This window comes from Micromonospora sp. NPDC051196 (genome assembly GCF_040682415.1).
Lineage (GTDB): Bacteria > Actinomycetota > Actinomycetes > Mycobacteriales > Micromonosporaceae > Micromonospora.
Genome location: NZ_JBFBAY010000012.1, coordinates 166,779 through 189,703 on the forward strand (window position 1 = coordinate 166,779; position 22,925 = coordinate 189,703).

Annotated in this window: 23 protein-coding genes; 13 read left to right on the plus strand and 10 right to left on the minus strand. The window is 70.9% G+C overall.

Annotated features, from left to right (window positions below):
• Positions 1 to 51: 51 nt before the first annotated feature.
• Entirely contained in the window at positions 52 to 1,608 is a 1,557-nt protein-coding gene (locus tag AB0M35_RS22410; RefSeq protein ID WP_363747554.1) for a HAMP domain-containing sensor histidine kinase, read from the minus strand.
• A complete protein-coding gene (locus tag AB0M35_RS22415) occupies positions 1,605 to 2,306 on the minus strand; it encodes a response regulator transcription factor (RefSeq protein ID WP_363747555.1) in 702 nt (233 codons plus the stop codon). Before AB0M35_RS22415 ends, AB0M35_RS22410 begins: the two co-directional genes overlap by 4 nt.
• A gap of 165 nt (positions 2,307 to 2,471) precedes the next feature.
• On the opposite strand from AB0M35_RS22415, the gene AB0M35_RS22420 reads away from it, so the two are divergent.
• The 7 genes from AB0M35_RS22420 to AB0M35_RS22450 all read left to right on the plus strand — a co-directional run bounded on the left by AB0M35_RS22420 (position 2,472) and on the right by AB0M35_RS22450 (position 12,603).
• Positions 2,472 to 3,119 (plus strand): hypothetical protein, encoded by a 648-nt coding sequence (locus tag AB0M35_RS22420; RefSeq protein WP_363747556.1) that lies wholly within the window; start codon positions 2,472 to 2,474, stop codon positions 3,117 to 3,119.
• 146 nt (positions 3,120 to 3,265) lie between these two features.
• Entirely contained in the window at positions 3,266 to 4,201 is a 936-nt protein-coding gene (locus AB0M35_RS22425) for an ATP-binding cassette domain-containing protein (protein ID WP_363747557.1), read from the plus strand.
• Complete coding sequence (locus tag AB0M35_RS22430) at positions 4,198 to 5,013, plus strand: ABC transporter permease (protein WP_363747558.1); 816 nt, start codon at positions 4,198 to 4,200, stop codon at positions 5,011 to 5,013. The genes AB0M35_RS22425 and AB0M35_RS22430 overlap by 4 nt, the downstream gene beginning before the upstream one ends.
• A gap of 278 nt (positions 5,014 to 5,291) precedes the next feature.
• On the plus strand, positions 5,292 to 9,062 hold the full coding sequence (locus tag AB0M35_RS22435) for a multifunctional oxoglutarate decarboxylase/oxoglutarate dehydrogenase thiamine pyrophosphate-binding subunit/dihydrolipoyllysine-residue succinyltransferase subunit (RefSeq protein WP_363747559.1): 3,771 nt from the start codon (positions 5,292 to 5,294) through the stop codon (positions 9,060 to 9,062).
• Positions 9,063 to 9,152: 90 nt separating this feature from the next.
• A complete protein-coding gene (locus AB0M35_RS22440; RefSeq protein WP_363747560.1) occupies positions 9,153 to 9,332 on the plus strand; it encodes a DUF6104 family protein in 180 nt (59 codons plus the stop codon).
• Positions 9,333 to 9,400: 68 nt separating this feature from the next.
• The gene (pta, locus tag AB0M35_RS22445) at positions 9,401 to 11,491 is read left to right on the plus strand and encodes a phosphate acetyltransferase (protein WP_363747561.1); all 2,091 of its coding nucleotides are present in this window, start codon (positions 9,401 to 9,403) and stop codon (positions 11,489 to 11,491) included.
• Positions 11,488 to 12,603: an acetate kinase gene (locus tag AB0M35_RS22450; RefSeq protein WP_363747563.1), complete on the plus strand. Its 1,116-nt coding sequence runs from the start codon at positions 11,488 to 11,490 to the stop codon at positions 12,601 to 12,603. Before pta ends, AB0M35_RS22450 begins: the two co-directional genes overlap by 4 nt.
• Before the next feature lie 72 nt (positions 12,604 to 12,675).
• Here AB0M35_RS22450 and AB0M35_RS22455 read toward each other — a convergent pair whose 3' ends face one another.
• On the minus strand, positions 12,676 to 12,846 hold the full coding sequence (locus tag AB0M35_RS22455; RefSeq protein WP_363747565.1) for a hypothetical protein: 171 nt from the start codon (positions 12,844 to 12,846) through the stop codon (positions 12,676 to 12,678).
• A gap of 118 nt (positions 12,847 to 12,964) precedes the next feature.
• Between AB0M35_RS22455 and AB0M35_RS22460 the strand changes: the two genes are divergently transcribed.
• Both AB0M35_RS22460 and AB0M35_RS22465 read left to right on the plus strand, forming a co-directional pair.
• A complete protein-coding gene (locus AB0M35_RS22460; protein WP_363747567.1) occupies positions 12,965 to 13,879 on the plus strand; it encodes an alpha/beta hydrolase in 915 nt (304 codons plus the stop codon).
• Positions 13,880 to 14,042: 163 nt separating this feature from the next.
• On the plus strand, positions 14,043 to 15,026 hold the full coding sequence (locus tag AB0M35_RS22465; protein ID WP_363747568.1) for a chlorophyllase: 984 nt from the start codon (positions 14,043 to 14,045) through the stop codon (positions 15,024 to 15,026).
• Between the two features lie 64 nt (positions 15,027 to 15,090).
• Here the strand turns inward: AB0M35_RS22465 and AB0M35_RS22470 are convergent, their stop codons facing one another.
• The 3 genes from AB0M35_RS22470 to AB0M35_RS22480 all read right to left on the minus strand — a co-directional run bounded on the left by AB0M35_RS22470 (position 15,091) and on the right by AB0M35_RS22480 (position 17,788).
• Positions 15,091 to 16,053, minus strand: coding sequence for a zinc-binding dehydrogenase (locus AB0M35_RS22470; RefSeq protein ID WP_363747569.1), 963 nt, complete (start codon positions 16,051 to 16,053; stop codon positions 15,091 to 15,093).
• Positions 16,054 to 16,129: 76 nt separating this feature from the next.
• Positions 16,130 to 17,308 (minus strand): NADP-dependent malic enzyme, encoded by a 1,179-nt coding sequence (locus AB0M35_RS22475; protein WP_363747571.1) that lies wholly within the window; start codon positions 17,306 to 17,308, stop codon positions 16,130 to 16,132.
• A 138-nt stretch (positions 17,309 to 17,446) separates the two neighbouring features.
• On the minus strand, positions 17,447 to 17,788 hold the full coding sequence (locus AB0M35_RS22480) for a S26 family signal peptidase (RefSeq protein WP_363747573.1): 342 nt from the start codon (positions 17,786 to 17,788) through the stop codon (positions 17,447 to 17,449).
• A gap of 75 nt (positions 17,789 to 17,863) precedes the next feature.
• Here AB0M35_RS22480 and sodN point away from each other — a divergent pair, with 75 nt between their 5' ends.
• Positions 17,864 to 18,268, plus strand: a complete 405-nt coding sequence (gene sodN, locus AB0M35_RS22485; protein ID WP_363747575.1) for a superoxide dismutase, Ni — start codon at positions 17,864 to 17,866, stop codon at positions 18,266 to 18,268.
• Positions 18,269 to 18,482: 214 nt separating this feature from the next.
• Complete coding sequence (locus AB0M35_RS22490; RefSeq protein ID WP_363747577.1) at positions 18,483 to 18,890, plus strand: anti-sigma regulatory factor; 408 nt, start codon at positions 18,483 to 18,485, stop codon at positions 18,888 to 18,890.
• 8 nt (positions 18,891 to 18,898) lie between these two features.
• On the opposite strand, the gene AB0M35_RS22495 is transcribed toward AB0M35_RS22490, so the two are convergent.
• Positions 18,899 to 19,288: a hypothetical protein gene (locus tag AB0M35_RS22495; protein ID WP_363747579.1), complete on the minus strand. Its 390-nt coding sequence runs from the start codon at positions 19,286 to 19,288 to the stop codon at positions 18,899 to 18,901.
• A 42-nt stretch (positions 19,289 to 19,330) separates the two neighbouring features.
• Here AB0M35_RS22495 and AB0M35_RS22500 point away from each other — a divergent pair, with 42 nt between their 5' ends.
• The gene (locus tag AB0M35_RS22500; protein WP_363747581.1) at positions 19,331 to 20,275 is read left to right on the plus strand and encodes a diacylglycerol kinase family protein; all 945 of its coding nucleotides are present in this window, start codon (positions 19,331 to 19,333) and stop codon (positions 20,273 to 20,275) included.
• Between the two features lie 443 nt (positions 20,276 to 20,718).
• A complete protein-coding gene (locus tag AB0M35_RS22505; protein ID WP_007072794.1) occupies positions 20,719 to 20,976 on the plus strand; it encodes a WhiB family transcriptional regulator in 258 nt (85 codons plus the stop codon).
• A 141-nt stretch (positions 20,977 to 21,117) separates the two neighbouring features.
• Here the strand turns inward: AB0M35_RS22505 and AB0M35_RS22510 are convergent, their stop codons facing one another.
• From AB0M35_RS22510 to AB0M35_RS22520, 3 genes are all read right to left on the minus strand, one after another.
• A complete protein-coding gene (locus AB0M35_RS22510; protein WP_363747612.1) occupies positions 21,118 to 21,882 on the minus strand; it encodes a CbiX/SirB N-terminal domain-containing protein in 765 nt (254 codons plus the stop codon).
• A gap of 98 nt (positions 21,883 to 21,980) precedes the next feature.
• Positions 21,981 to 22,754 carry a phosphoadenylyl-sulfate reductase gene (locus AB0M35_RS22515; RefSeq protein ID WP_363747583.1) on the minus strand — a complete coding sequence of 258 codons (774 nt, stop codon included), beginning with the start codon at positions 22,752 to 22,754 and terminating at the stop codon, positions 21,981 to 21,983.
• A complete protein-coding gene (locus AB0M35_RS22520; protein WP_363747584.1) occupies positions 22,751 to 22,912 on the minus strand; it encodes a hypothetical protein in 162 nt (53 codons plus the stop codon). Before AB0M35_RS22520 ends, AB0M35_RS22515 begins: the two co-directional genes overlap by 4 nt.
• Positions 22,913 to 22,925: the final 13 nt, after the last annotated feature.

The window sequence follows — 22,925 nt, forward strand, 5'->3', positions numbered from 1 at the left end:
CTCCCATCGCTCTGCGTTCCGCCTTAGCCTGGCCTGAGCGTTCGCTGAAAGTCACTCTGGCTCGCCGTCGATGTCCGGGGCGAGCGGCAGCCGGACCCGGAAGGTAGCACCCCCGCCCGGTGTGTCGGTCACCTCCACGGTGCCCTGATGCACGGTCACCAGCGCGGCGACGATGGCCAGACCGAGCCCGGTGCCGGTGTTTCCGCCCATCCGCCGGGTCCGCGAGGCGTCCGCCCGGTAGAAGCGCTCGAAGACCCGCTCCGCCTGATCGGGGGTGAGCCCCGGGCCGGTGTCGGCCACCTCGATCACCGCCAGGTTGCCCGGTTCGGCCCGCAGTCGCAACGTCACCGACGCCTCCGACGGGGTGTGCCGCACCGCGTTGGTCATCAGGTTGCCGATCACCTGCCGCAGCCGCGCGTCGTCGCCGCGCACCACCAGCGGCCCCGAGCCGGGTGCGATCTCCAGCTCGATCCGCCGGTCCGGCGCCATCACCCGGGCGGCGGCCACCGAGTCGGCGGCCAGCACCGGCAGTTCCACCGGGGCGAGGGAGAGCGGGCGCTCGCGGTCCAGCCGGGCCAGCAGCAGCAGGTCTTCCACCAGCAGGCCCATCCGGGCGGCCTCGTCCTCGATGCGGCGCAGCAGGTCGGCGGTCTGCTCGGGGGCGCGGGCAGCACCCTGCCGGTACAGCTCGGCGAAACCGCGGATGGTGGTCAGCGGGGTACGCAGTTCGTGCGAGGCGTCCGCGACGAACTGCCGCATCCGTTCCTCGGACCGGCGGGCTCGGGCCTCGGAGGCGCGCGCCGCCTCGGCGGCGTCCCGGGCCGCCGACTCGGCCGACCGGGCGGCGCTCTCCGAGGCCGCACGGGCGGTGAAGGCCATCTCGATCTGGCTGAGCATCGCGTTCAAGGCCCGGGAGAGCCGGCCCAGCTCGGAGGTGGGACAGGGCTGCCCGTGTTCCGGGTCGGGCACCCGGCGGCTGAGGTCACCGCCGGCGATGGCGGCGGCGGTACGTTCGATCTCCACCAGCGGTTTGAGACTGGTCCGGACGATCGCCGCACCGATCGAGGCCAGCAGGATCAGCACCGCCCCGCCGACCAGCAGGTCGATCCAGATCAGCCGCTTGACCGCCCGGTCCACGTCGGTCAGGTGCTGCCCGATCGCCGCCCACTGCCCGTTCGGCAGCTCGGTGTAGAGGATCCGCCAGCGCACCTCGCTACCGCGGGCGCGGGTGTCGAACGGCTGTCCGGCCTTCTCCTCGAAGCCGGCGACAGTGGTGGGCCAACGTGGCAGGTCAGCCTCGCCGAACCGCTTGTTGTCGAACCCCACCCCGTCGACGAGGCCGGTGCTGCTGTCGATGACCACCACCAGGTAGTCGGTGGGGATGCCGAGCGTGCTCGACCGCGCGGTGATCACGGCGGTCTCGATGGTGAGGCTGGCGCTCCTCAGCTCGGCGTCCACCTGGTCCACCAGATAGCTGCGCAGGAAGATCGTGGTCAGCGAGGCGATCACCAGCAGCGCGGCGGCGACCAGAGCGAGGACGGCCGCGACCAGCTTGACCCGCAGCGGTACCGCGCGCAGCCGGGTCTTGCCCTGCTGTAGCGCGTTCACGCCGCCGGCTTGCGCAGCACGTAGCCGACCCCACGCAGAGTGTGGATCAGCCGGGGCTCGGTGGTGTCGACCTTGCGTCGCAGGTACGAGATGTACGACTCGACGATGTTGTCGTCACCCCGGAAGTCGTAGTTCCACACGTGGTCGAGGATCTGCGCCTTCGACAGCACCCGGTTGGCGTTGAGCATCAGGTAACGCAGCAGCTTGAACTCGGTCGGCGAGAGCTGGACACGCTGGCCGGCGCGGTAGACCTCGTGGGTCTCCTCGTCCAGTTCGAGGTCGGCGAAGGTGAGCCGGGCCGGCGCCTGCTCGCCGCTGCTGGTGCGGCGCAGCACCGCACGGATCCGGGCGGTCAACTCCTCCAGGCTGAACGGCTTGGTGACGTAGTCGTCGCCGCCCAGGGTGAGGCCACGGATCTTGTCGTCGGTGGCGTCCCGGGCGGTGAGGAAGACCACCGGCGTACGCGTGCCGCCCTCGCGCATCATCCGGATCACCTCGAAGCCGTCGAGATCCGGCAGCATGACGTCGAGCACCACCAGGTCGGGCCGGTGGTCACGGGCCGCGCTGAGCGCAGCACTGCCGCTGGTGGCGGTGGCCACGTCGAAGCCCGCGAAGCGCAGGCTCGCGGAGAGCAGTTCGAGGATGTTGGGATCGTCCTCGACGACGAGCAGTCGCGCCTCGGTCTGGGTAGCCGCCATGTCGCCCATCATCCGTGTCATCGCTGCACCCGTGCTGGGCGGTACCTGAAAAAAGCCTGTGCTCATCGGCGGCGATCGGGCGTGGCCCACCTTCCGGCGTCCCAGGCAGATCGTGCGAGGCTGCCGGGGCGGCCGGCGATCGGCCGGTACGGCGGGAGGAGACCGATGATCATCGAGGCACGGTTCAACGGACCGCCCGGCTCGGGCAACGGCGGCTGGAGTGCGGGCGTCTTCGCCACGGCGTACGGCGGACAGCGGCCGGTCGAGGTGACGCTGCGCCAACCGCCGCCGCTGGACACCCCGCTGACGCTGGCCGGTGACCAGGTGCACGATCCGGCCGGGGAAGTGGTCGCCCAACTCCGTCCGGCGGAGCACCTCGACGACGTGGTGCCGCCGGTCGACCTGGCGACCGCACGGGCCGCCTCGGCGGCGTACCCCGGCCTGACGGAGCACCCGTTTCCCGGCTGCTACGTCTGCGGGCCGCAGCGGGTCGACGGGCTCCGGATCTTTCCCGGGCGGTTGCCCGACGGCCGGACGGCCGCACAGTTCTCGGTGCCCGCGCAGGTGACCACCGCCACGGTCTGGGCCGCCCTGGACTGCCCTGGGGGCTGGGCGGTGATCGAGGCCGGTCGACCATACGTGTTGGGCCGGATCGCGGTCCGTATCGAGGCACTGCCCCGGCCCGGTGACGAGTGCGTGGTGACCGGCGCGGTGGTGGAAGCCGTGGGACGTAAGGCGATGGTGCGCACCAGCCTGTACGGGCCGGACGGTGCCCTGCTCGGCCGCGCCCGCGCCACCTGGATCGCCCGGTAGGAACGGCCGTCGATCACGTAATACCTGGGGATGAGGCGGCTCCTGCCTGGGGCGGACTGCGATCTCCGGAGCGCGCCCGATTGATTTGGTTGACGGCTACCGTCACGCTGTGCAACGGCGCATCTCGGCGCCACGGGAGGAGAATGATGTCCGACGGGCAGTCACGCCCCACCAATGACGCGCAGATCGTGGTATCCGGCCTGACCAAGCAGTACCGCAACGTGCTCGCGGTCAACAACCTGTCGTTCACGGTCGCGCCGGGCCGGGTCACCGGCTTCCTCGGCCCGAACGGCGCGGGTAAGACCACCACGTTGCGCATGCTGCTGAACCTGGTCACCCCGAGCGCCGGCACGGCGACCATCGGCGGACGCCGGTACCCGGAGCTGGCCGAGCCGCTGCGACACGTCGGCGCTGTGCTGGAGGCGTCCAGCGCGCACAAGGGCCGGACCGGGATCAACCACCTGCGGGTGATCTGCGCGGCGGCCGGGCTGCCACGGCAGCGGGCCGACGAGGCGCTCGCGCTGGTCGGCCTGACCCCGGCGGCGAAGCGCAAGTTCAAGGGCTACTCACTCGGTATGAAGCAGCGCCTCGGTATCGCCGCCGCGATGCTCGGTGACCCACGGGTGCTGATCCTCGACGAGCCGGCCAACGGGTTGGACCCGGAGGGCATCCGGTGGATGCGTGGGTTCCTCAAGGCGCTGGCCGCCGAGGGCCGCACCGTGCTGGTCTCCAGCCACCTGCTGTCGGAGATGCAGTTGCTCGCCGACGACGTGGTGATCATCGCGGCGGGTCAGCTGGTCCGGCAGGGTCCGGTCGAGCAGGTGATCGGTTCGATGGCGCAGAGCGTCCGGGTCCGGGTGCGTACCCCGCAGGCGGAGGAGCTGACCAGGGCGCTGGCCGATGGGCCGGCCACGGTGCAGACCGACGAGCAGGGCGCGCTGCTGATCGGCGGGGTGGACGCCCCGACGGTGGGCCGGGTGGCGTTGACCGCCGGTGTCGAGTTGCACGAGCTGACCACCGAACGACCCGACCTGGAACGCGTGTTCCTTGAGCTGACGGCTGGAAAGGCGGGCATTCGATGAGCAACCTGGTCCGCTCCGAACTGCTCAAGATCCGCACGACCAGCACCTGGTGGTGGCTGGCCATCGGGGCGCTCGTGTCGATCGCCATGGCCTTCCCGCTCAACGCCTGGCTGTTCAACACGACGGTGGACGGCGGCGGCGAGGACCTCGGGGTCACCGGCGACGCCGCGTCCGCCCCGGCGCAGGCGGCCAACCTCTACACCTCCGGCCAGTACCTGGGCCTGCTGTTCGTGATGCTGATCGGCATCCTGATGGTCACCAACGAGTTCTTCCACCAGACCGCGACCACGACCTTCCTGGCCACCCCGCGGCGCGCTGCGGTGATCGTCAGCAAGCTGATCGCGGCGAGCCTGCTCGGTTTCGCGTTCTGGCTGGTCACCACGGTGATCGACCTCGGTGCCGGGGCCGCCTTCCTGACGCTGAACGACCACGGCACCCTGCTCGGCGAATGGGAGGTCCAGCGGGCGCTGCTGCTCAACCTGATGGCGTACGCCATCTGGACCGTGCTCGGCGTCGGCATCGGCACCCTGATCACCAACCAGCTGGGTGCGGTGATCACCGCCTCGGTGCTCTACCTGATCGGTACCCAGGTCATCGGCGTGCTCTTCCTGCTGCTGTCGAGCTGGCTGGACAGCATGGCCGTACTGAAGTGGCAGGTGATCTGGCCGGCCGCCGCGTCGCAGATCATGATCACGCCCGGCGAGAGCGAGATGTTCCCGCCCTGGTGGGTGGGCGCGCTCGTGCTGGTCGGGTACGCGCTGGCCAGCGGCATCGTCGGTCTGCTGCTCACCCGGCGGCGCGACATCTCCTGACGGACGCGGGAGCTCACCCGCCTCAGCGCCCTGACGATGGGCCCGGTACACCGGCGAGCGGCCGGACCAACCGGGCCCATCGGGTCGTTACAGCCAGCAACTGGACACGTGGCCCTTACCGAACTTCTAGCATCTTCTGTGAATCGGACCACGCGGCGGAGGCGGAAATGCCTTGGCGATCGGCACGGCGTAGCCTGGGATCCGTCCTCTGCGCCCGTTCCGGCGCCGGCGGACACCGCGTGACATACAAACCCGCGTGAAAGAGGCGATTACCGGCCGTGTCGACCCAGCAGACTTCGCAGGAGAACCCACTGGCGGGTTTCGGCCCGAACGAGTGGGTCGTCGAGGAGATGTATCAGCGCTACCTCGCCGACCCCGGCAGCGTCGACCCGGCCTGGCACGACTTCTTCGCCGACTACCGGCCCGGCCCGGGCGCCACCCGCTCGGCCGAAGGTGACGGCGCCGGCCGGTCCACGACCAGCACCGCCGAGCCCGCCCGCAAGGAAACAGCCCCGGCCAAGACCACGCCGGCGGCCAAGCCCGAGCCGGCCGCCAAGGCCGCCGCCGAGAAGGCCGAGCCGCGCACGGCGCCGGCTCCGGCGAAGACCCAGCCGGCGAAGGCCCAGCCGGCCAGGACCGAGGCGGCGAAGGCGCTCGCCAAGGCCGCGTCGGCGAAGACCGCCCCGACCGCCACCGGCCCACAGAACACCCCGTTGCGCGGCGTCGCCGCCAAGATCGTCCAGAACATGGACGCCTCGCTGGCCGTGCCGACCGCGACCAGCGTGCGCGCCGTCCCGGCGAAGCTGCTGGTGGACAACCGGATCGTGATCAACAACCACCTGGCCCGGGGGCGTGGCGGCAAGGTCAGCTTCACCCACCTGGTCGGTTACGCACTGATCCGGGCGCTGGTCGCGCACCCGGAGATGAACAACTCCTACGCCCAGGTCGACGGCAAGCCGACCATGGTCCGCCCGGAGCACGTCAACCTGGGCATCGCCATCGACCTGGCCAAGCCGGACGGCAGCCGCAACCTGGTGGTCCCCTCCATCAAGGGCTGCGAGCAGATGGACTTCCGGCAGTTCTGGCAGGCGTACGAGGACGTCGTCCGACGCGCCCGCCGCAACGAGCTGACCATGGACGACTACTCCGGCACCACGATCTCGCTGACCAACCCGGGCGGCATCGGCACCGTGCACTCGATGCCGCGCCTGATGCAGGGCCAGAGCGCGATCATCGGCGTCGGCGCGATGGAGTACCCGGCGCCGTACCAGGGCATGAGCGAGGCCACCCTGGCCGAGCTGGCGGTCAGCAAGGTCATCACGCTGACCAGCACGTACGACCACCGGATCATCCAGGGCGCGCAGTCCGGTGAGTTCCTCAAGGTCATGCACGAGCTGCTGCTCGGTGAGCACGGCTTCTACGACCAGATCTTCACCTCGCTGCGCATCCCGTACGAGCCGGTGCGTTGGATGCGCGACGTCGCGGTCGACAGCGAGGGCCAGATCAACAAGACCGCTCGGGTGCACGAGCTGATCCACTCGTACCGGGTCCGCGGTCACCTGATGGCCGACACCGACCCGCTGGAGTTCAAGATCCGCAAGCACCCGGATCTGGACGTGCTCCAGCACGGGCTGACCCTGTGGGACCTGGACCGCACCTTCCCGGTCAACGGCTTCGCCGGCCGGCAGCGGATGCGGCTGCGGGAGATCCTCGGCGTGCTGCGCGACTCGTACTGCCGCCGGGTCGGCATCGAGTACATGCACATCCAGGACCCGGCCGAGCGCCGCTGGATCCAGGAGCGGGTCGAGCGCAAGTACGAGAAGCCGTCGGCCGACGAGCAGAAGCACGTGCTCAACCGGCTCAACGCGGCCGAGGCCTTCGAGACCTTCCTCCAGACCAAGTACGTCGGTCAGAAGCGCTTCTCGCTGGAGGGCGGCGAGTCGCTGATCCCGCTGCTCGGCGAGATCCTGGAGTCCGCCGCCGAGAACGACCTGGACGAGGTCGTCATCGGTATGGCCCACCGGGGTCGGCTCAACGTGCTGGCCAACATCGTCGGCAAGCCGTACGAGAAGATCTTCTCGGAGTTCGAGGGGCACCTGGACCCGCGTTCCACCCAGGGCTCCGGCGACGTGAAGTACCACCTCGGCCAGAACGGCAAGTTCACCACCCCGGACGGCGACCACTCGGTCAAGGTCTCCGTGGTGGCGAACCCGTCGCACCTGGAGGCGGTGGACCCGGTGCTGGAGGGCATCGTCCGGGCCAAGCAGGACCGGATAGACCTCAAGCTGGAGGGCTACACCGTGCTGCCGCTGGCGGTGCACGGTGACGCCGCCTTCGCCGGTCAGGGCGTGGTGGCCGAGACGCTCAACCTCTCCCAGCTGCGCGGCTACCGCACCGGCGGGACGGTGCACGTGGTGGTCAACAACCAGGTCGGCTTCACCACCGCCCCGGAGTACAGCCGCTCCAGCCTCTACAGCACCGATGTGGCCCGGATGATCCAGGCGCCGATCTTCCACGTCAACGGCGACGACCCCGAGGCCGTGGTGCGGGTCGCCCGGCTGGCCTTCGAGTACCGGCAGACGTTCAACAAGGACGTCGTGATCGACATGGTCTGCTACCGGCGGCGCGGGCACAACGAGGGCGACGACCCCTCGATGTCCAACCCCCAGATGTACAAGATCATCGACTCGAAGCGTTCGGTCCGCAAGCTCTACACCGAGGAGCTGATCGGCCGCGGTGACATCACCGTGGAGGACGCGGAGGAGCTGCTGCGCGACTACCAGTCCCAGCTGGAGCGGGTTTTCAAGGCCACCCGCGACGCGGCCACCACTCCACGCCAGCTCGCCCGGCCGCCCCGGCAGGACGAGCCGGAGCCGCAGGTGGACACGGCCACCGACGCGTCGGTGGTCAAGGCCATCGGCGAGGCGCACATCAACCTGCCCGACGGCTTCACCCCGCACAAGCGGATCCAGCAGCTGCTCGACCGGCGGGCCAAGATGGCCGTCGAGGGCAACATCGACTGGGGCTTCGGCGAGATCATCGCCTTCGGTTCCCTGCTGCACGACGGCGTCACCGTCCGGCTCGCCGGGCAGGACTCGCGGCGCGGCACCTTCGTGCAGCGGCATGCCTCGATCGTCGACGCGCAGACCGGCGACGACTACCTGCCGTTGCAGTCGCTCACCGGTGACGGCGAGCGGTCCCGGTTCTTCGTGCACGACTCGCTGCTGTCCGAGTACGCCGCGATGGGCTTCGAGTACGGCTACTCGGTGGAGAACCTCGACGCCCTGGTCTGCTGGGAGGCGCAGTTCGGCGACTTCGTCAACGGCGCCCAGTCGGTGATCGACGAGTTCATCTCCTCCGGCGAGGTGAAGTGGGGTCAGCGCTCGGCGGTGACCCTGCTGCTGCCGCACGGCCACGAGGGACAGGGCCCGGACCACACCTCCGGCCGCCCGGAGCGGTTCCTCCAGCTGTGCGCGGAGGACAACATGCGGGTGGCCATCCCGACCACCCCGGCGAACTACTTCCACCTGCTGCGCCGTCAGGCGCTGTCGCCCAAGCGCAAGCCGCTGGTGGTGTTCACGCCGAAGTCCCTCCTGCGGCACAAGCTCTGCGTCTCCTCGGTGGAGGACTTCACCACCGGCACCTTCGCCCCGGTGCTGGCCGATCAGGCGGCGCCGGCTCCGGAGCAGGTGAAGCGGGTGCTGCTCTGCTCGGGCAAGGTTTACTACGACCTGTTCCAGGCCCGGCAGGAGCGCGGCGTCACCGATACCGCGATCATCCGGCTGGAGCAGCTCTACCCGATGCCGGTGGAGGAGATCCGGGCCGCGCTCGCCCAGTACCCGAACGCCGAGGACTTCGCCTGGGTGCAGGAGGAGCCGGCCAACCAGGGCGCCTGGTCGTTCGTGGCGCTCAACCTGCTGGAGCACCTCGACGGGGTGCGACTGCGCCGCATCTCCCGCCCTGCCGCCGCCGCCCCGGCCGTCGGCTCGGCGAAGATGCACGAGGTCGAGCAGACCGCCCTCATCGAGGCGGCCCTTCCCCGACCCTGACGAGACTCATCCCGGTCCCGTCCCACCCTCGAGTGGGACGGGATCGGCCGGTTTCACCGGTACGACACCGGTGAGGAAGCGAGTAGGCGGATGTACTTCACCGACCGGGGCATCGAGGAACTGGTCGAGCGGCGGGGCGACGAGCAGGTCAGCGTGGAGTGGCTCGGGCAGCGGCTGCGGGACTTCGTCGACCTGAACCCGGAGTTCGAGACGCCGATCGAACGTTTCGCCACCTGGCTGGCCCGGCTCGACGACGAAGACGACGACTGATCGCAGCGGCGGAGGGCCCGGATACCCGGGTACGAGGACCCGGGCGGGAGCGACCTGGATCTTGTAGCGTGAGTTCCGTGGCCCGAAGCGTGTACCTGACCAGTGTCGGCTCGGGCGGGGGGAAATCGACCATCGCCCTCGGCCTGGCCGAACTGCTGTCCCGACAGGTCGGCCAGATCGGCGTGTTCCGTCCACTGGTCACGTCGGACCGGCCGGACCCGATCCTCGCCCTGCTCAGCGAGCGGTACCGGGTCGGACTGCCGGTGGCCGACCTCTCCGGCACCACGTACGCCGAGGCGACCGCACTCGTCGCCGACGGCCGGCGGGAGGAGCTGATCACCCGGATCGTCGAACGCTACCGGGACGTGGAACGACGGTTCCCCGCCATGGTCGTGGTGGGCAGCGACTTCGCCGACGCCGGTGACGGTGCCGGCCCCCGCGAGCTGGCGTTCAACGCCCGGCTGGCCACGGAGTTCGGCAGTGTCGTGGTGCCCGTGGTCGACGGACTCGGGCAGCAGCCGGCGGCGATCACCGCAGCCAGCCGGGGGGCGTACCACGACGTGGTCGACCTCGGCGCGACCGTGCTCGCCGTGCTCGCCAACCGGGTGCCGGGCGACATGCAGCTGCCCCGCCTGCCGGTCCCCGCGTACGCGATTCCCGAGGTGCCCAGCGTCTCCGCGCCGACGGTGGCCGAGGTGGCGGCGGCGCTCGGCGCCACCCGGCTGGCCGGCGACGACACCGCGCTCGCCCGCGACGTGCTCGACTACGTGGTCGGCGCGGCACACGTGCCGACCGTGCTGGAACACCTGACCGAGGGCGCCCTGCTGATCATGCCGGGTGACCGCGACGACCTCCTGGTCGCCGCGAGCGCGGCGCACGTGGCCGGTCAGGTGTCGCTGGCCGGGCTGGTGCTCACCCTCGGGGTGGCGCCCGACCCCCGGGCGATGCAGCTGGTGGAGGCGCTCAACGCCCGCCTCGCGGTGCTCTCGGTGCCCACCGACAGCTACCACACGGTGGCCGCGTCGAGCCGGATCGAAGGTCGACCCAGCACCGCCAACGCGCGCAAGGTGGAGGCCGCGCTCGGCGCCTTCGAGGCACACGTGGACACGACCGAGCTGGCCAGCCGGTTGCGGGTCAGTCGCTCCACCCGGGTCACCCCGCTGATGTTCGAGTACGACCTGATCGACCGGGCTCGGAGCCGACGCCGACACCTGGTGCTGCCCGAGGGCACCGAGGAGCGGATCCTGCGCGCCACGGAGATCCTGCTGCGCCGGGGGGTGGCCGAACTGACCCTGCTCGGTCGGCCCGAGGAGGTCGCCCGTCGGGCCCGCGAGCTGGGCGTGGACGTCGGCGCGGCGCGGGTGGTGGATCCGGGCAGCAGCCAGTGGCGCGACGAGTTCGCCGAGGCGTACGCGAAGTTGCGCGCCCATCGGGGCGTCACCGCCGAGCTGGCGTACGACATCGTGGCCCAGCCGAACTACTTCGGCACCATGATGGTGTGGGCCGGCTATGCCGACGGCATGGTCTCCGGCGCCACCCACACCACGGCGGCGACCATCCGGCCCGCGTTCGAGATCGTGAAGACCATGCCGGAGGTTTCCGTCGCCTCCAGCGTCTTTTTCATGCTGCTGGCCGACCGGGTGCTGGTCTACGGCGACTGCGCGGTCAACCGCGACCCGGACGCCGCCCAGCTCGCCGACATCGCGATCTCGTCGGCCGACACGGCGGCCCGGTTCGGCATCGAACCCCGGGTGGCGATGCTGTCGTACTCGACGGGCAGCTCCGGCGCGGGTGCCGATGTGGAGAAGGTCGCGGCGGCCACCGCGCTGGTCCGTCGGCGCCGGCCCGACCTGGCCGTGGAGGGACCGATCCAGTACGACGCCGCGATCGACCCGGCCGTGGCGGCGACGAAGCTGCCCGACAGTACGGTCGCCGGCCGGGCCACCGTCTTCATCTTCCCGGACCTGAACACCGGCAACAACACGTACAAGGCGGTGCAGCGCTCGGCCGGAGCGGTGGCCGTCGGTCCGGTGATGCAGGGTCTACGCCGCCCGGTCAACGATCTATCCCGAGGGGCCACCGTGCCGGACATCGTCAACACCGTGGCGATCACCGCCATCCAGGCTGCCGCGCTGGCCGACGATGGGGTGACGTCGTGAGCAAGGCGCTCGTGCTCAACTGCGGCTCGTCCTCGGTCAAGTACCGGCTGTACGACGAGGAGCGCGTCCTCGCCAAGGGCACCGTCGAACGGGTCGGCGAGCCGGACGGCGGGCCGCCCGACCACGCCGCTGCGGTCCGGCAGATCCTCGCCGGGCTGGACCTGAGCGGGCTGACCGTCGTCGGGCACCGGGTGGTGCACGGCGGCCGACGCTTCACCGCTCCGGCGCTGGTGGACGATGCGGTGCTGGCCGCCATCGCCGACCTGGTGCCGCTGGCCCCACTGCACAACCCGGCGAACCTCGCCGGCATCACGATGGCTCGCGAGGCCCTGCCGCAGGTGCCGCAGGTCGCCGTCTTCGACACGGCGTTCCACCACACGCTGCCCGAGTCCGCCGCCACCTACGCGATCGACCGCGACACCGCACAGCGGTACGGCATCCGCCGGTACGGCTTTCACGGCACCTCGCACTCGTACGTCTCGCGGCGCACCGCCGAACTGTTGGACCGCCCGTACGCCGAGGTCAACACGATCAGCCTGCACCTGGGCAACGGGGCCAGCGCGTGCGCGATCGCCGCTGGACGCAGCGTCGCCACCTCGATGGGCATGTCCCCGCTGGAGGGTCTGGTGATGGGCACCCGCAGCGGCGATCTGGATCCGACCATCGTGTTCCACCTGCGTCGAGAGGGTGGGCTGGGGGTCGACGAGATCGACGACCTCCTCAACCACCGCAGCGGCCTGCTCGGGTTGACCGGCGTCAACGACATGCGCGAGGTGTTGGCCCGGCGGGCGGCCGGAGACGAGGCGGCCACGCTCGCCTTCGACGTCTACTGCCACCGGATCACCGAATACGTCGGGGCGTACTACGCCCTGCTCGGACGGGTGGACGCGGTCACCTTCACCGCCGGCGTCGGTGAGAACGCGGCACCGGTGCGGGCCGCCGCGCTGGCCGGGCTCACCCGGCTGGGCATCACCGTCGACGCGGAACGCAACGCGGGCAGCGGCGACCGGTTGATCTCGCCGGCCGGCGCCGAGGTGGCAGTCTGCGTGATCGGCACCGACGAGGAGCGGGAGATCGCCCGGGAGGCCAGGGCCGTGGTGGCGGCCGGCTGACTCCACCCGCGAGCAGATGCCCGGCCCGCGAGCGGATGCCCGGCCGCGGTGCGGCGCGCGGAGCCGCAGAGGTCAGCTGAGGGCGATCCAGCCGGCAAGGACGACCAGCAGCACCGCGACCACGGCCACCCCGACGATCAGACCGGTACGGGAGGACGACTCGGTCGGTGTGTCGGCGGTGTTGGCGGCGAAGGCGCGGAAGGCCTGTGTGTTGCCGCTGGGGTCGGTGTAGTTCTCAGCCATGCCGGAACCTTAGCGAAACAGGTCCAGTCGAATGGCCCGTGCCAGTCGGCCGAACGGCTCGCGTAGGGCACCGGGCAACCGGACCCGGGCGGGTGATCGCGGGATCTACCGTGATGCCGTGGGGATCAGGCAACGCTTCGCCGCGTCGACGGTGGCCCTGCTGTTGGTGTGGCTGACGGGTTGCGCCTCGCCCGGTGAGCCGCCCGGACGACCGGTACCGACCAGGGCCGCACCGCAGGTGCAGTACGCGGTCGGCGTCCGGGACTTCGTCGTCGACCCCGACTCGGCCCGCCCGCTGCCGGTGACCCTCTGGTACCCGACCCAGGACGCTCAGGTCGCCGAGGGGCGGTTCCCGGTGGTGCTCTACAGCCACGGTCTGGGCAGCCTGCCCGAGTTGCACGCCGGGCTGACCACTCGCTGGGCAGCCGCCGGTTTCGTGGTGGCCGCCCCGGCGTACCCGCACACCCGGCGCGGCGCCGCCCAGTTCTCCCGCGCCGACGTACGCCACCAGCCCGCCGACGGGTGGCGGGTGATCCGGTATCTGGTCCGGCTCGACCGCCGAGCCGCGGACCCCCTCGCCGGCCATCTCGACGTGCAGCGGGTCGCGGCGGCCGGCCATTCGGCGGGCGGTTTCACCACCTCGGGCATGTTCACCAGCGGACGTCCGGCCCGGTTACGCGCCGGCATCGTGATCGCCGGCGGCGGGATGGCGGGCAGTTTCGCGGAACCACCCGCACCGATGCTCTTCGTGCACGGCACCGCCGACTCGGTGGTACCGCTCAGCGTCGGCCGGGCCGCCTACCGCCGTACGACCGGACCGGCCAGCTTCCTCAGCCTGGTCGGCCAGGGACACGGCGAGTACCTGACGCCCGGCCGTCCCGGCTTCGCCCAGGTCCTCGGCAGCACCACAGACTTCCTCCGCTGGACCCTCTACGGCGACCAGCAAGCCGCCCGCCGCCTCCCCACCCACGCCCACCTCCCCGGCACCACCACCTTCGAAACCCGCCTCCCCTCCCACCCACCCCCACCCTGACCCACCCCCTCCCCGCCCTCTCTCCCGCGTCGATCTTGCACTTTCCGCCTCGACATAACCTGCCAAAGCGGGCATTCCGGCGACCAGAACTGCAAGATCGGCGCAGAGGGTGGGGTGGGGGTTGGGGCGGGGAGTGTGGGGTGGGGGAGGCAGAATTGGGGGCATGTCGCGTCGTGGTGTCTCCGTTCTGCTCGCCGGTGCGCTGGTTGCCAGTGCGTTAGTGGGGTGCTCCGCCGATACCGAGCCTGCCCCACAGGCGAGCGCGAGTGTCACACCGGCGGTCACCGCAGCCCCGTCGGCCAGCGCATCGGCACCGGCGATTCCCGCCGGCAATGCCCCGGCCAGCACCTTCGCGGTCGGCGTACGACAGCTGAAGCGCAACCGCGACGGCGACCGGCCGCTGCCGATCACCATCTGGTACCCGGCGGCCGGACGCGCGGGCGGGAAGCCGACGAACTCGCCGCAGGCCGCCGACGGACGGTTTCCGGTGGTCATGTTCAGCCACGGCCTGGGCGGGTCACCCAAGGATTATCAGGCGTTGCTGACCCGGTGGACGGCGGCCGGTTTCGTGGTGGCCGCGCCGACCTTTCCGCACACCTCCGGGTCGGGTCAGCCCAACGTGCTCGACGTGCTCAACCAGCCGGCCGACGTGTCGTACGCGCTGACCCAGGTGCTCGCCCTGGACGCCCGCGACGGCGATCCGCTGCGCGGCCGGCTGGCCACCGATCGGGTGGCCGCTGCCGGACATTCTGCGGGCGGGGTGACCACGATCGGGCTGTTCACCACCGGCCGGGACGAGCGGCTGGCGGCCGGGATCGTCTTCGCCGGCACCGCGCTGGGCGTGGGCACCGCCTTCGCGGGCGCCACGGCACCGCAGTTGTTCGTGCACGGTGAGGCCGACGAGGTGGTGGAATACTCGGCCGGCAAGGCGGTGTACGACAAGGTGCCCTGGCCGAAGGCCATGCTGAGCCTGCCCGACGGCGACCACGGCCGGGCCCTGCTGGGCGACAACACCTCGCTACGGGTCGTCGCCGACACCACCACCGAGTTCCTGCGCTGGACGCTCTACGGCGACACCGACGCGAAGGGTCGCATCGCCACCGCCGCCGCCCGCGACGACATCGCCACCCTCGACAACCACCTGTGATGGAAGGAAGGGCCCCTTCTTAACGTCTCAGGTAGAGGAAGGGCCCCCTTCTAACATCCTCGCGTCACGCGGTGTGATCGACGACGACCTTGCCGAAGACGGCTCCGAAGTGCAGGCGGGCGAAGGCGTCGGCGACCCGGCTGAACGGCACCACGCTGTCCACCACCGGGCGGACGTTCCGCTCGGCGCAGAAGGCGAGCAGGTCGGCCAGGTCGGCGGGGGTGCCCATCGAGGTGCCCAGGATCTCCAGCTGCATGGCGAAGACCCGGCGCAAATTGACCTTCGGCTCGTGACCGGCGGTCGCGCCGGAGACCACGATCCGGGCCCCGGTGGCGGCCGACTTCAGCGAATGGTCGAAGGTCGCCGCGCCGACCGTCTCGATCACCACGTCGACCCGTTCGGGCAGTCGAGCACCCGGCTCGACAGCGGTCGCGCCGAGGCCGGCGACCCGCTCCCGCTTGGCGGCGTCACGGCTGGTCGCGTACACCCGTTTGCCCATCGCGGCGGCGAGCGCGACCGCCGCGGTGGCCACGCCACCCCCGGCGCCCTGGACCAGCACGGCCTCGGCCTCGTCGACGCGGCCCTTGGTGGTGAGCATCCGCCACGCGGTCAGCCAGGCCGTCGGCAGGCACGCCGCGTCGGTCGCCGCCAGCCCCGCCGGCAGCGGCAGCAGATTCGACCGGGGTACGGCCACCCGCTCGGCGAGGGTGCCCGGGAAGTGCTCGGAGAGGATGGAGATGCCGCGCGGGTCTCCCGGGGTGGGCACCACCGGGTAGACGACCATCTCGTTGCCGTCGGGGTCGATGCCCACCGCGTCACAGCCGAGGATCATCGGCAGTTGCTCGGCGCGCAGCCCGACGCCGCGCAGCGACCACAGGTCGTGGTGGTTGAGCGAGCTGGCCGTGACGCGCAGGGTCACCCAGCTGTCGTCAGGCAAGCTCGGCTCGGGCTGCTCACCGACGGTGAGCGCGGCGAGCGGGTCGGCGTCGTCGAACCGGGAGACGTAGGCGGCACGCATGATCGGCACGGTAACAAGCTGCGCGTCTGTTAAGAAGGGGCCCTTCCTCTACCGGAGGCGTTAAGAAGGGCCCCTTCCTTACACCTCAGGCGCGGGCGACGCCGTCGCGGCGGGCGGCTTCGGCGACCGCCTCGGCGACGGCGGGGGCGACCCGCGGGTCCAGCGGGGAGGGCACGATCGCCTCCGGGGTCAGCGACTCGGCCACCACGGAGGCGATGGCGTCGGCCGCCGCGACCTTCATCGCGTCGGTGATCCGGCTGGCCCGTGCCGCAAGCGCACCCCGGAACACACCCGGGAAGGCCAGCACGTTGTTGATCTGGTTCGGGAAGTCGCTGCGGCCGGTGGCAACCACCGCGACGTGCCGCGCGGCCACCTCGGGGTGCACCTCCGGCGTGGGGTTGGCCAACGCGAAGACGATCCCGCCGGGCGCCATCGCGGCCACCGCGTGCTCGGGGATCTGCCCGCCGGAGACGCCGATCAGCACGTCGGCGTCGCGCAGCGCCTCGGCGATGTCGCCCTGCCGCCCGTCGGCGTTGGTCAGCTCGGCCAACTCCGCCTTCGTGCCGGTCAGGCCGGTGCGGTACGCGGAGATGATCCCCCGGGAGTCGCAGACCACCACCTGGTCCGGGTCCACTCCCCCGGCCACCAGCATCCTGGTCACCGCCACGCCGGCCGCGCCCGCGCCACTGACCGCCACCCGCAGGTCGCCGAGCTTGCGGTTGAGCAGGGTGGCCGCGTTGCGCAGCGCGGCCAGCACGACGATCGCCGTGCCGTGCTGGTCGTCGTGGAAGACCGGGATGTCCAGTGCCTCGTCGAGGCGGCGTTCCACCTCGAAGCAGCGGGGTGCGCTGATGTCCTCCAGGTTGATCCCGCCGAACGAGGGCGCGAGCGCCTTGACCACCGCGACGATCTCGTCGACGTCCTGCGTGTCCAGGCAGACCGGTACCGCGTCGACCCCGCCGAACTGCTTGAACAGCACGGCCTTGCCCTCCATCACCGGCAGCGCGGCGCGCGGGCCGATGTTGCCGAGGCCGAGTACGGCCGAGCCGTCGGTGACGACCGCTACGGTGTTCGACGCCCAGGTGTAGTCGTGGGCGAGCGTCGGATCCGCGGCAATGGCCTCGCAGACCCGGGCCACACCCGGGGTGTACGCGAGGGAGAGGTCGTCCCGGCTGGTCAGCGGGACGGTCGAGACGACGGCCATCTTGCCGCCCCGGTGCAGTTGGAAGACGGGATCAGCAGGGTCCACGGTGGACGAAGGCATGGTGACTCCAGGATCTGTCGAGCAGAGAACCAGCCGGTCGGGCACACGGTGAGGCGACGAGCGGCGGCGCGTGGTGCGGGGGGTCACCCGGGCACTTCCGAGCATAGTTGGATGGGCAGGTCCCCCATGTGAGCAGGGTCATAACGGTCGGGGCCGTACCCGCCCGGGGTGGGGCCAGTACCGGGCCACCACCCGGCCGACCACGTCGGCCACTCCGTACGCCCGGGAGTCGTCGGTGACCAGGTCGTTGTCCCCGTACACCCACCACCCGCCGTCGGTCGGACGGACCGCACGCTTGACCACCAGCAGGTCGGGACGGGTGCGGAAGACGGCGATCACCACGTCGCCGGGGCGGATCCTGCGGCCACCCCGGCGGACCAGCACCGCGTCGCCGTGCCGCAGCGTCGGCGACATGGAGGGACCGGTCACGAGTACGGGCGACAGCGGCCATCGCAACTGCGGCACGGACACCCGTTTCACCTCCACCGGTCTCGGGGACCTCGTCCAGGAGTAATGTCGTCTTGGATCATCGCAAACGTCTGATGGAGGATCCTGATGCGACTTGCCCGCATCCTTGCGCCCCGCGTGACCGCCAGCGCGCACTGCGACCTGCCCTGTGGTGTCTACGACCCCGCCCAGGCTCGGATCGAGGCCGAGTCGGTGAAAATGATCTGCGAGAAGTACCAGGCCAACACCGACCCGGAGTTCCGGACCCGCGCCATCCTGATCAAGGAGCAGCGGGCAGACCTGGTCAAGCACCACCTCTGGGTGCTGTGGACCGACTACTTCAAGCCGCCGCACTTCGAGAAGTACCCGCACCTGCACCAGCTGTTCAACGAGGCCACCAAGCTGGCCGGTGCCGCCGGCGCCAAGGGTGCCACCGACCCGGCCAAGGCCGACGAACTGCTCCAGAAGATCGACGAGATCTCCAAGATCTTCTGGGAGACCAAGCAGGCCTGAGTGCCCGCCCACGCGGCCGGCCCACCCCACCGGGGGCGGGCCGGCCGTCGGCGTCCTGGGCAGCGGCGTACGCCCGTTGTCGGTGTCGATGCACATGCAGCCGCCGTGGCCAGGTCTGCCGTGGCCGGCATCGGGCCAACCGCCGGCAAACGATGACGTGAGTCAACCGTCCGGCCCATTCAGCGGGTAGAGTCCCCGACCGGGGGGATGAGTGGTGACTCAACTGACCGGCCAACCGACGACCGAAGACGACATCGTGCACCTCACCGTGCCTGCCGACGGCGGGTACCTCGGCGTGCTCCGCACCGCCACCGCTGGCCTCGCGGCCCGTCTGCAGTTCGCGCTCGACGAGATCGAGGATCTCCGCATCGCTGTCGACGAGGCCTGCGCGATGCTGCTCGCCATCGCGCCCCGGGGCGCCGAACTCGACTGCCGCTTCGCGGTCACCGAGGATGCGCTGACCGTCGAGGTGACCGTGCCCACCGTGCGGGGGGCCAAGCTGCCGGCCGAGTCCTCGTTCGCGTGGAAGGTGCTGACCGCGCTGACCACGTCGGCATCGGCGACCGCAGCCGACAACCGCGCCACGATCTCCCTGCTGACCCGCCGCGCGTCAGGCTGGTGACGGCCGGCTCACTCGAACCCGAGGGCGCGGGTCGTGGGCGGGCTCACCAGTAGCCAGGTGACGCCGAGCCCGAGCGCGATCAGCGGCACCCCGAGCCAGCCCATCCCCCCTTGGATCATGAACCAGCCGATCGGCAGGAGCATGAGCTGGAGCACGATGGCGGGCGCGCGGGCACCCGCCCGGCAACGCACCAGCGCGCTGCCCAACGCCCAGAGCACCACTGCGGCGCCGATGGCGAAGGCTGTGACCAGCAATGCCGACGTCAGGTCAGTGGTGCTGGCCGTGAGGTCGGCGACGACCAGCCAGGCGGCGATCAGCCCGACGGCGACCGCCTCGACGCGCAGCAGCCGGACCGCCCAACGGAGCGTGACGGGGGTCGGGTTGGAGTCGATGGTCACGCGGTCACGATACCCGTGCCGTCGCGAGGTACAGTGCCGCCCATGCGGGCCGTCCTGCTGGTCAATCCGAAGGCCACCACCACCAGCGAGCGAGCGCGGGACGTACTGGTCCGGGCGCTGCGCAGCGAAGTCGACCTCTCCGTGCGGTACACCCGCCAGCGTGGTCACGCCACCAAGCTGGCCAGAGAGGCCGCCGTGGAAGGCGTTGACGTCGTGGTCACCCTCGGTGGCGACGGCACAGTCAACGAGGTGGTCAACGGGCTGATGTCGGCGACCACCGTCGGCGGGCAGCCGCCCACCGCCGAGCGGTTGCCCGCACTGGCCACCGTGCCGGGTGGCTCGACCAACGTCTTCGCCCGGGCCCTGGGTCTTCCTCGGGAGTGGGCGGAGGGCGCCAGCATGCTCATGGAGGGGCTGCGACTGGGCCGGCGCCGCACGATCGGCCTCGGCCGCGCCGACGACCGCTACTTCACCTTCTGCGCCGGTTTCGGGCTCGACGCGGCGGTCATCCACCGCGTCGAGGAGGCCCGTCGCCGTGGCCGGGTCTCCTCGCCGGGCCTCTACTTCCGCGCCTTCACCGCGCAGTTCCTGTTCGGCGCCGAACGGCGCCATCCGGCGATCCGGCTGGAGCAGCCGGGTGAGGCGACAGAGAGTGACCTGGCGAGCATCATCGTGCAGAACACCGCCCCCTGGACGTACGTGGGGGATCGGGAGGCCAACCCGAACCCGGAGGCGTCGTTCGATCTGGGGCTCGATGTGCTGGCCTTTCGTCAGCTTGGCGTTGCCAGCACAACACGCACAGTGACGCAGTTCCTCTCCGCCGCACCCAATCCGCGCGGTCGCCAACTTTTGCGTCGGCACGATGTAGCGGAGTTCACGCTGGTCGCGAGCCGTCCGCAGGCTTTCCAGCTCGATGGCGACTATCTTGGTGAGCGGGAAAAAGTCAGATTCACCTCCGTTCCCGCCGCACTCAGAGTAATCTGTTAGGTCTCCGGTACCACCGGACGGAGTTCTGGTCGACGCGACCCCCAGCGCGACGACCGCGACACCCCGACCGATGCCGGAAATGTCAGCATTGTCCGGCGGACTGTACTATATTGATTCTCGACTGTGGTAAGCCGGGTAACTGGAGTGATCCAGAACTCGGACAAAAGGGTTGTGGGCTTGCTCACCGCGCGGAGTTTTTCCGAGCGCCACCCTTGACATTGCGTAAGTTCGTGAAAGTATTCACAAGCGAACTTGAGTTGCCGGGACATTGCCTGGATACGCTCGACAGGTTGAGCTGTTCCAGCAGGTCCCGGGGCTAACAGCCTGCTCACGCATTGCCGAATTGACGATCGCGAACCGTCACCATCGGCATTGCGGATGCATATAGGAAAAGCACCAACTGCAACATCTGCCACCCACCCAGAATGAGGAGTGTTGCCGCCATGGACTGGCGTCACCATGCTGTCTGCCGCGATGAGGACCCGGAACTGTTCTTCCCGATCGGGACGTCCGGTCCGGCTCTCCTGCAGGTCGAGCAGGCCAAGGCCGTCTGCCGGCGCTGCTCCGTGACCGACCAGTGCCTGCAGTGGGCGCTGGAGTCCGGTCAGGACGCTGGCGTCTGGGGCGGGATGAGCGAGGAGGAGCGGCGCGCTGTCAAGCGGCGCGGTGGCCTCCGGGTGCTGCGCGCTCACTCCGCCTGACCTGCCACACACGCACCCCAGAACGCCCCGGCCGGCCCCCAAGCCGCCCGGGGCGTTCTGCCGCCCGCCCCACCCGTCAGCCCAGGTTGATCATGAGGTTAGCGGCAGTTCAGAGATCAACGACTGCCGTCAACCTCATGATCAACAAAGGCTGGCGGGTGGGTGGGAGAGGCGGTGGAGGATGAGGTTCACCAGGTCGGGGGCGTCGGTCAGGGGGGCGGCTACCGCGACTGCGCCGGCAGCCTGGGCGGCGGCCGTTACCGCGTCGTGGAACAGGCCGGGTGCCAGGAAGTACGCGGCCACGGCGACCCGGCGCGCGCCAGAGGCTTGTAGCCGCTGCACCGCCGCGCCGACGGCCGGGGGTGCCGCAGAGGCGTACGAGACCCGGGTCGGCGTGCCGAGGGCCGTACCGAGAGCCCGAGCCACCCGACCGACGGACGCGCGTGCGGCCGGATCCCGGGTACCGGCCGCAGCCAGCACCAGCGCGTCGAACCGGCCCGGCTCCGCCTCGTCCAGCCGGCGGCGCAACGCGGCCAGCAGCGCCTGATCCACCTCGTCGCCCACCGGGCCGAGCACGTCGGTGATGCCGACCTCGATTGGCGGCCCGGACTGCCGGGCGGCGGTGACCGCCGCGGGAATGTCAACCCGCCGGTGGTACGCGGCGGTGAGCAGCAGCGGCACCAGGATCGCCCGACGATGCCCGGCGGCAGCCAGCCCACGCAACGCCTCGGTCGGATCGGGCGCGGTGTGGTCCAGCCAGCTCGCCAGCACCGGCGCGCCGGGCCGGGCGACCGAGACCGCCCGGGCCAGCGCCCGGATCGCTTCGGCCGCCCGGGGATCACGGCTACCGTGGGCCACCAGGAGCACCGGCTCCCCGCCCGGCCCAGGCCCTCCGGACCGGGCCAGGCCGTCGAGCGAGCCCAGGCCGTCGAGCGAGCCCAGGCCCTCAGACCTGGCCAGGTCTTCGGACCGGGCCAGGTGGTCGGAGGGCTCCGCTCGTTCGGTCAGAGGTGCAGCCCGCACTCGGTCTTCTCGAACATCGCCCAGCGGCCGGCGCGCGGATCCTCGCCGGACTTCGTCCGCCGGGTGCACGGCCAGCAGCCGATGGAGCCGTAGCCGCGCCGGAACAGCTCGTTGACCGGTACGTTCCACCGAGCGATGTACGCGTCGACGTCCGCCTGGGTCCACGCCGCGATCGGGTTGACCTTGACCTTGCCCCGGCGGGCGTCGAAGGTCACCACCGGCGTGTTGGCCCGGGTCGGCGACTCGTCCCGCCGCAACCCGGCGGCCCAGGCGTCGTAGCCGGCGAGCGCCCGCTCCAGCGGCTCGACCTTGCGCAGCTGGCAGCACTCGTCCGGTGACTTGTTGAACAGCCGTGGCCCGTACTCGCCGTCCTGCTGACCGACGGTGAGCCGGGGCCGGATGGAGCGGACGTTGACCGGCAGCCGCCGGGCGACCGCGTCCCGGACGGCGAGGGTCTCCGGGAAGTGCAGACCGGTGTCGAGGAAGACCACGTCCACCCCGGGGGCCACCCGGGACACCAGATGGGCGAGCACCGCGTCGGCCATCGAACTGGTCACGCAGAACCGTGCACCGAAGGTCTCCGCGGCCCACCGGGCGATCTCCAGCGCGGGCGCGCCCTCCAGCTCCCGGCCGGCACGCTCGGCCAGTTCCCGCAGTTGCTCCGGCTCCCGCCGAGCGGCGCCGGTCGGCGTACCGGTCGGGGTGGGTGTGGTGCTGACCAGCCCCAGGCCGGCGGCAGAGACCAGGGCGCTCACTGCTGCACCGCCCGGGAGAGCAGGCCGGTGAAGCGTACGGTGAAGACCCGGGCACAGGCGTGGCATTCCCAGGCGCCGGGCCCGGTCTCGCTCGGCCGCAGGTCCTCCTCGCCGCAGTACGGGCAGTACAACGGTGCGGCACGGGTCTCGCTGCTCATCGCGTCACCTCGC

Coding starts and splice junctions, on each gene's coding strand:
- AB0M35_RS22475 (WP_363747571.1), bottom strand. CDS start 17,308: ATGCCTTCGTCCACCGTGGACCCTGCTGATCCCGTCTTCCAACTGCAC.
- AB0M35_RS22440 (WP_363747560.1), top strand. CDS start 9,153: ATGTACTTCACCGACCGGGGCATCGAGGAACTGGTCGAGCGGCGGGGC.
- AB0M35_RS22425 (WP_363747557.1), top strand. CDS start 3,266: ATGTCCGACGGGCAGTCACGCCCCACCAATGACGCGCAGATCGTGGTA.
- AB0M35_RS22465 (WP_363747568.1), top strand. CDS start 14,043: ATGTCGCGTCGTGGTGTCTCCGTTCTGCTCGCCGGTGCGCTGGTTGCC.
- AB0M35_RS22505 (WP_007072794.1), top strand. CDS start 20,719: ATGGACTGGCGTCACCATGCTGTCTGCCGCGATGAGGACCCGGAACTG.
- AB0M35_RS22500 (WP_363747581.1), top strand. CDS start 19,331: ATGCGGGCCGTCCTGCTGGTCAATCCGAAGGCCACCACCACCAGCGAG.
- sodN (WP_363747575.1), top strand. CDS start 17,864: ATGCGACTTGCCCGCATCCTTGCGCCCCGCGTGACCGCCAGCGCGCAC.
- AB0M35_RS22455 (WP_363747565.1), bottom strand. CDS start 12,846: ATGGCTGAGAACTACACCGACCCCAGCGGCAACACACAGGCCTTCCGC.
- AB0M35_RS22415 (WP_363747555.1), bottom strand. CDS start 2,306: ATGGCGGCTACCCAGACCGAGGCGCGACTGCTCGTCGTCGAGGACGAT.
- AB0M35_RS22430 (WP_363747558.1), top strand. CDS start 4,198: ATGAGCAACCTGGTCCGCTCCGAACTGCTCAAGATCCGCACGACCAGC.
- AB0M35_RS22420 (WP_363747556.1), top strand. CDS start 2,472: ATGATCATCGAGGCACGGTTCAACGGACCGCCCGGCTCGGGCAACGGC.
- AB0M35_RS22520 (WP_363747584.1), bottom strand. CDS start 22,912: ATGAGCAGCGAGACCCGTGCCGCACCGTTGTACTGCCCGTACTGCGGC.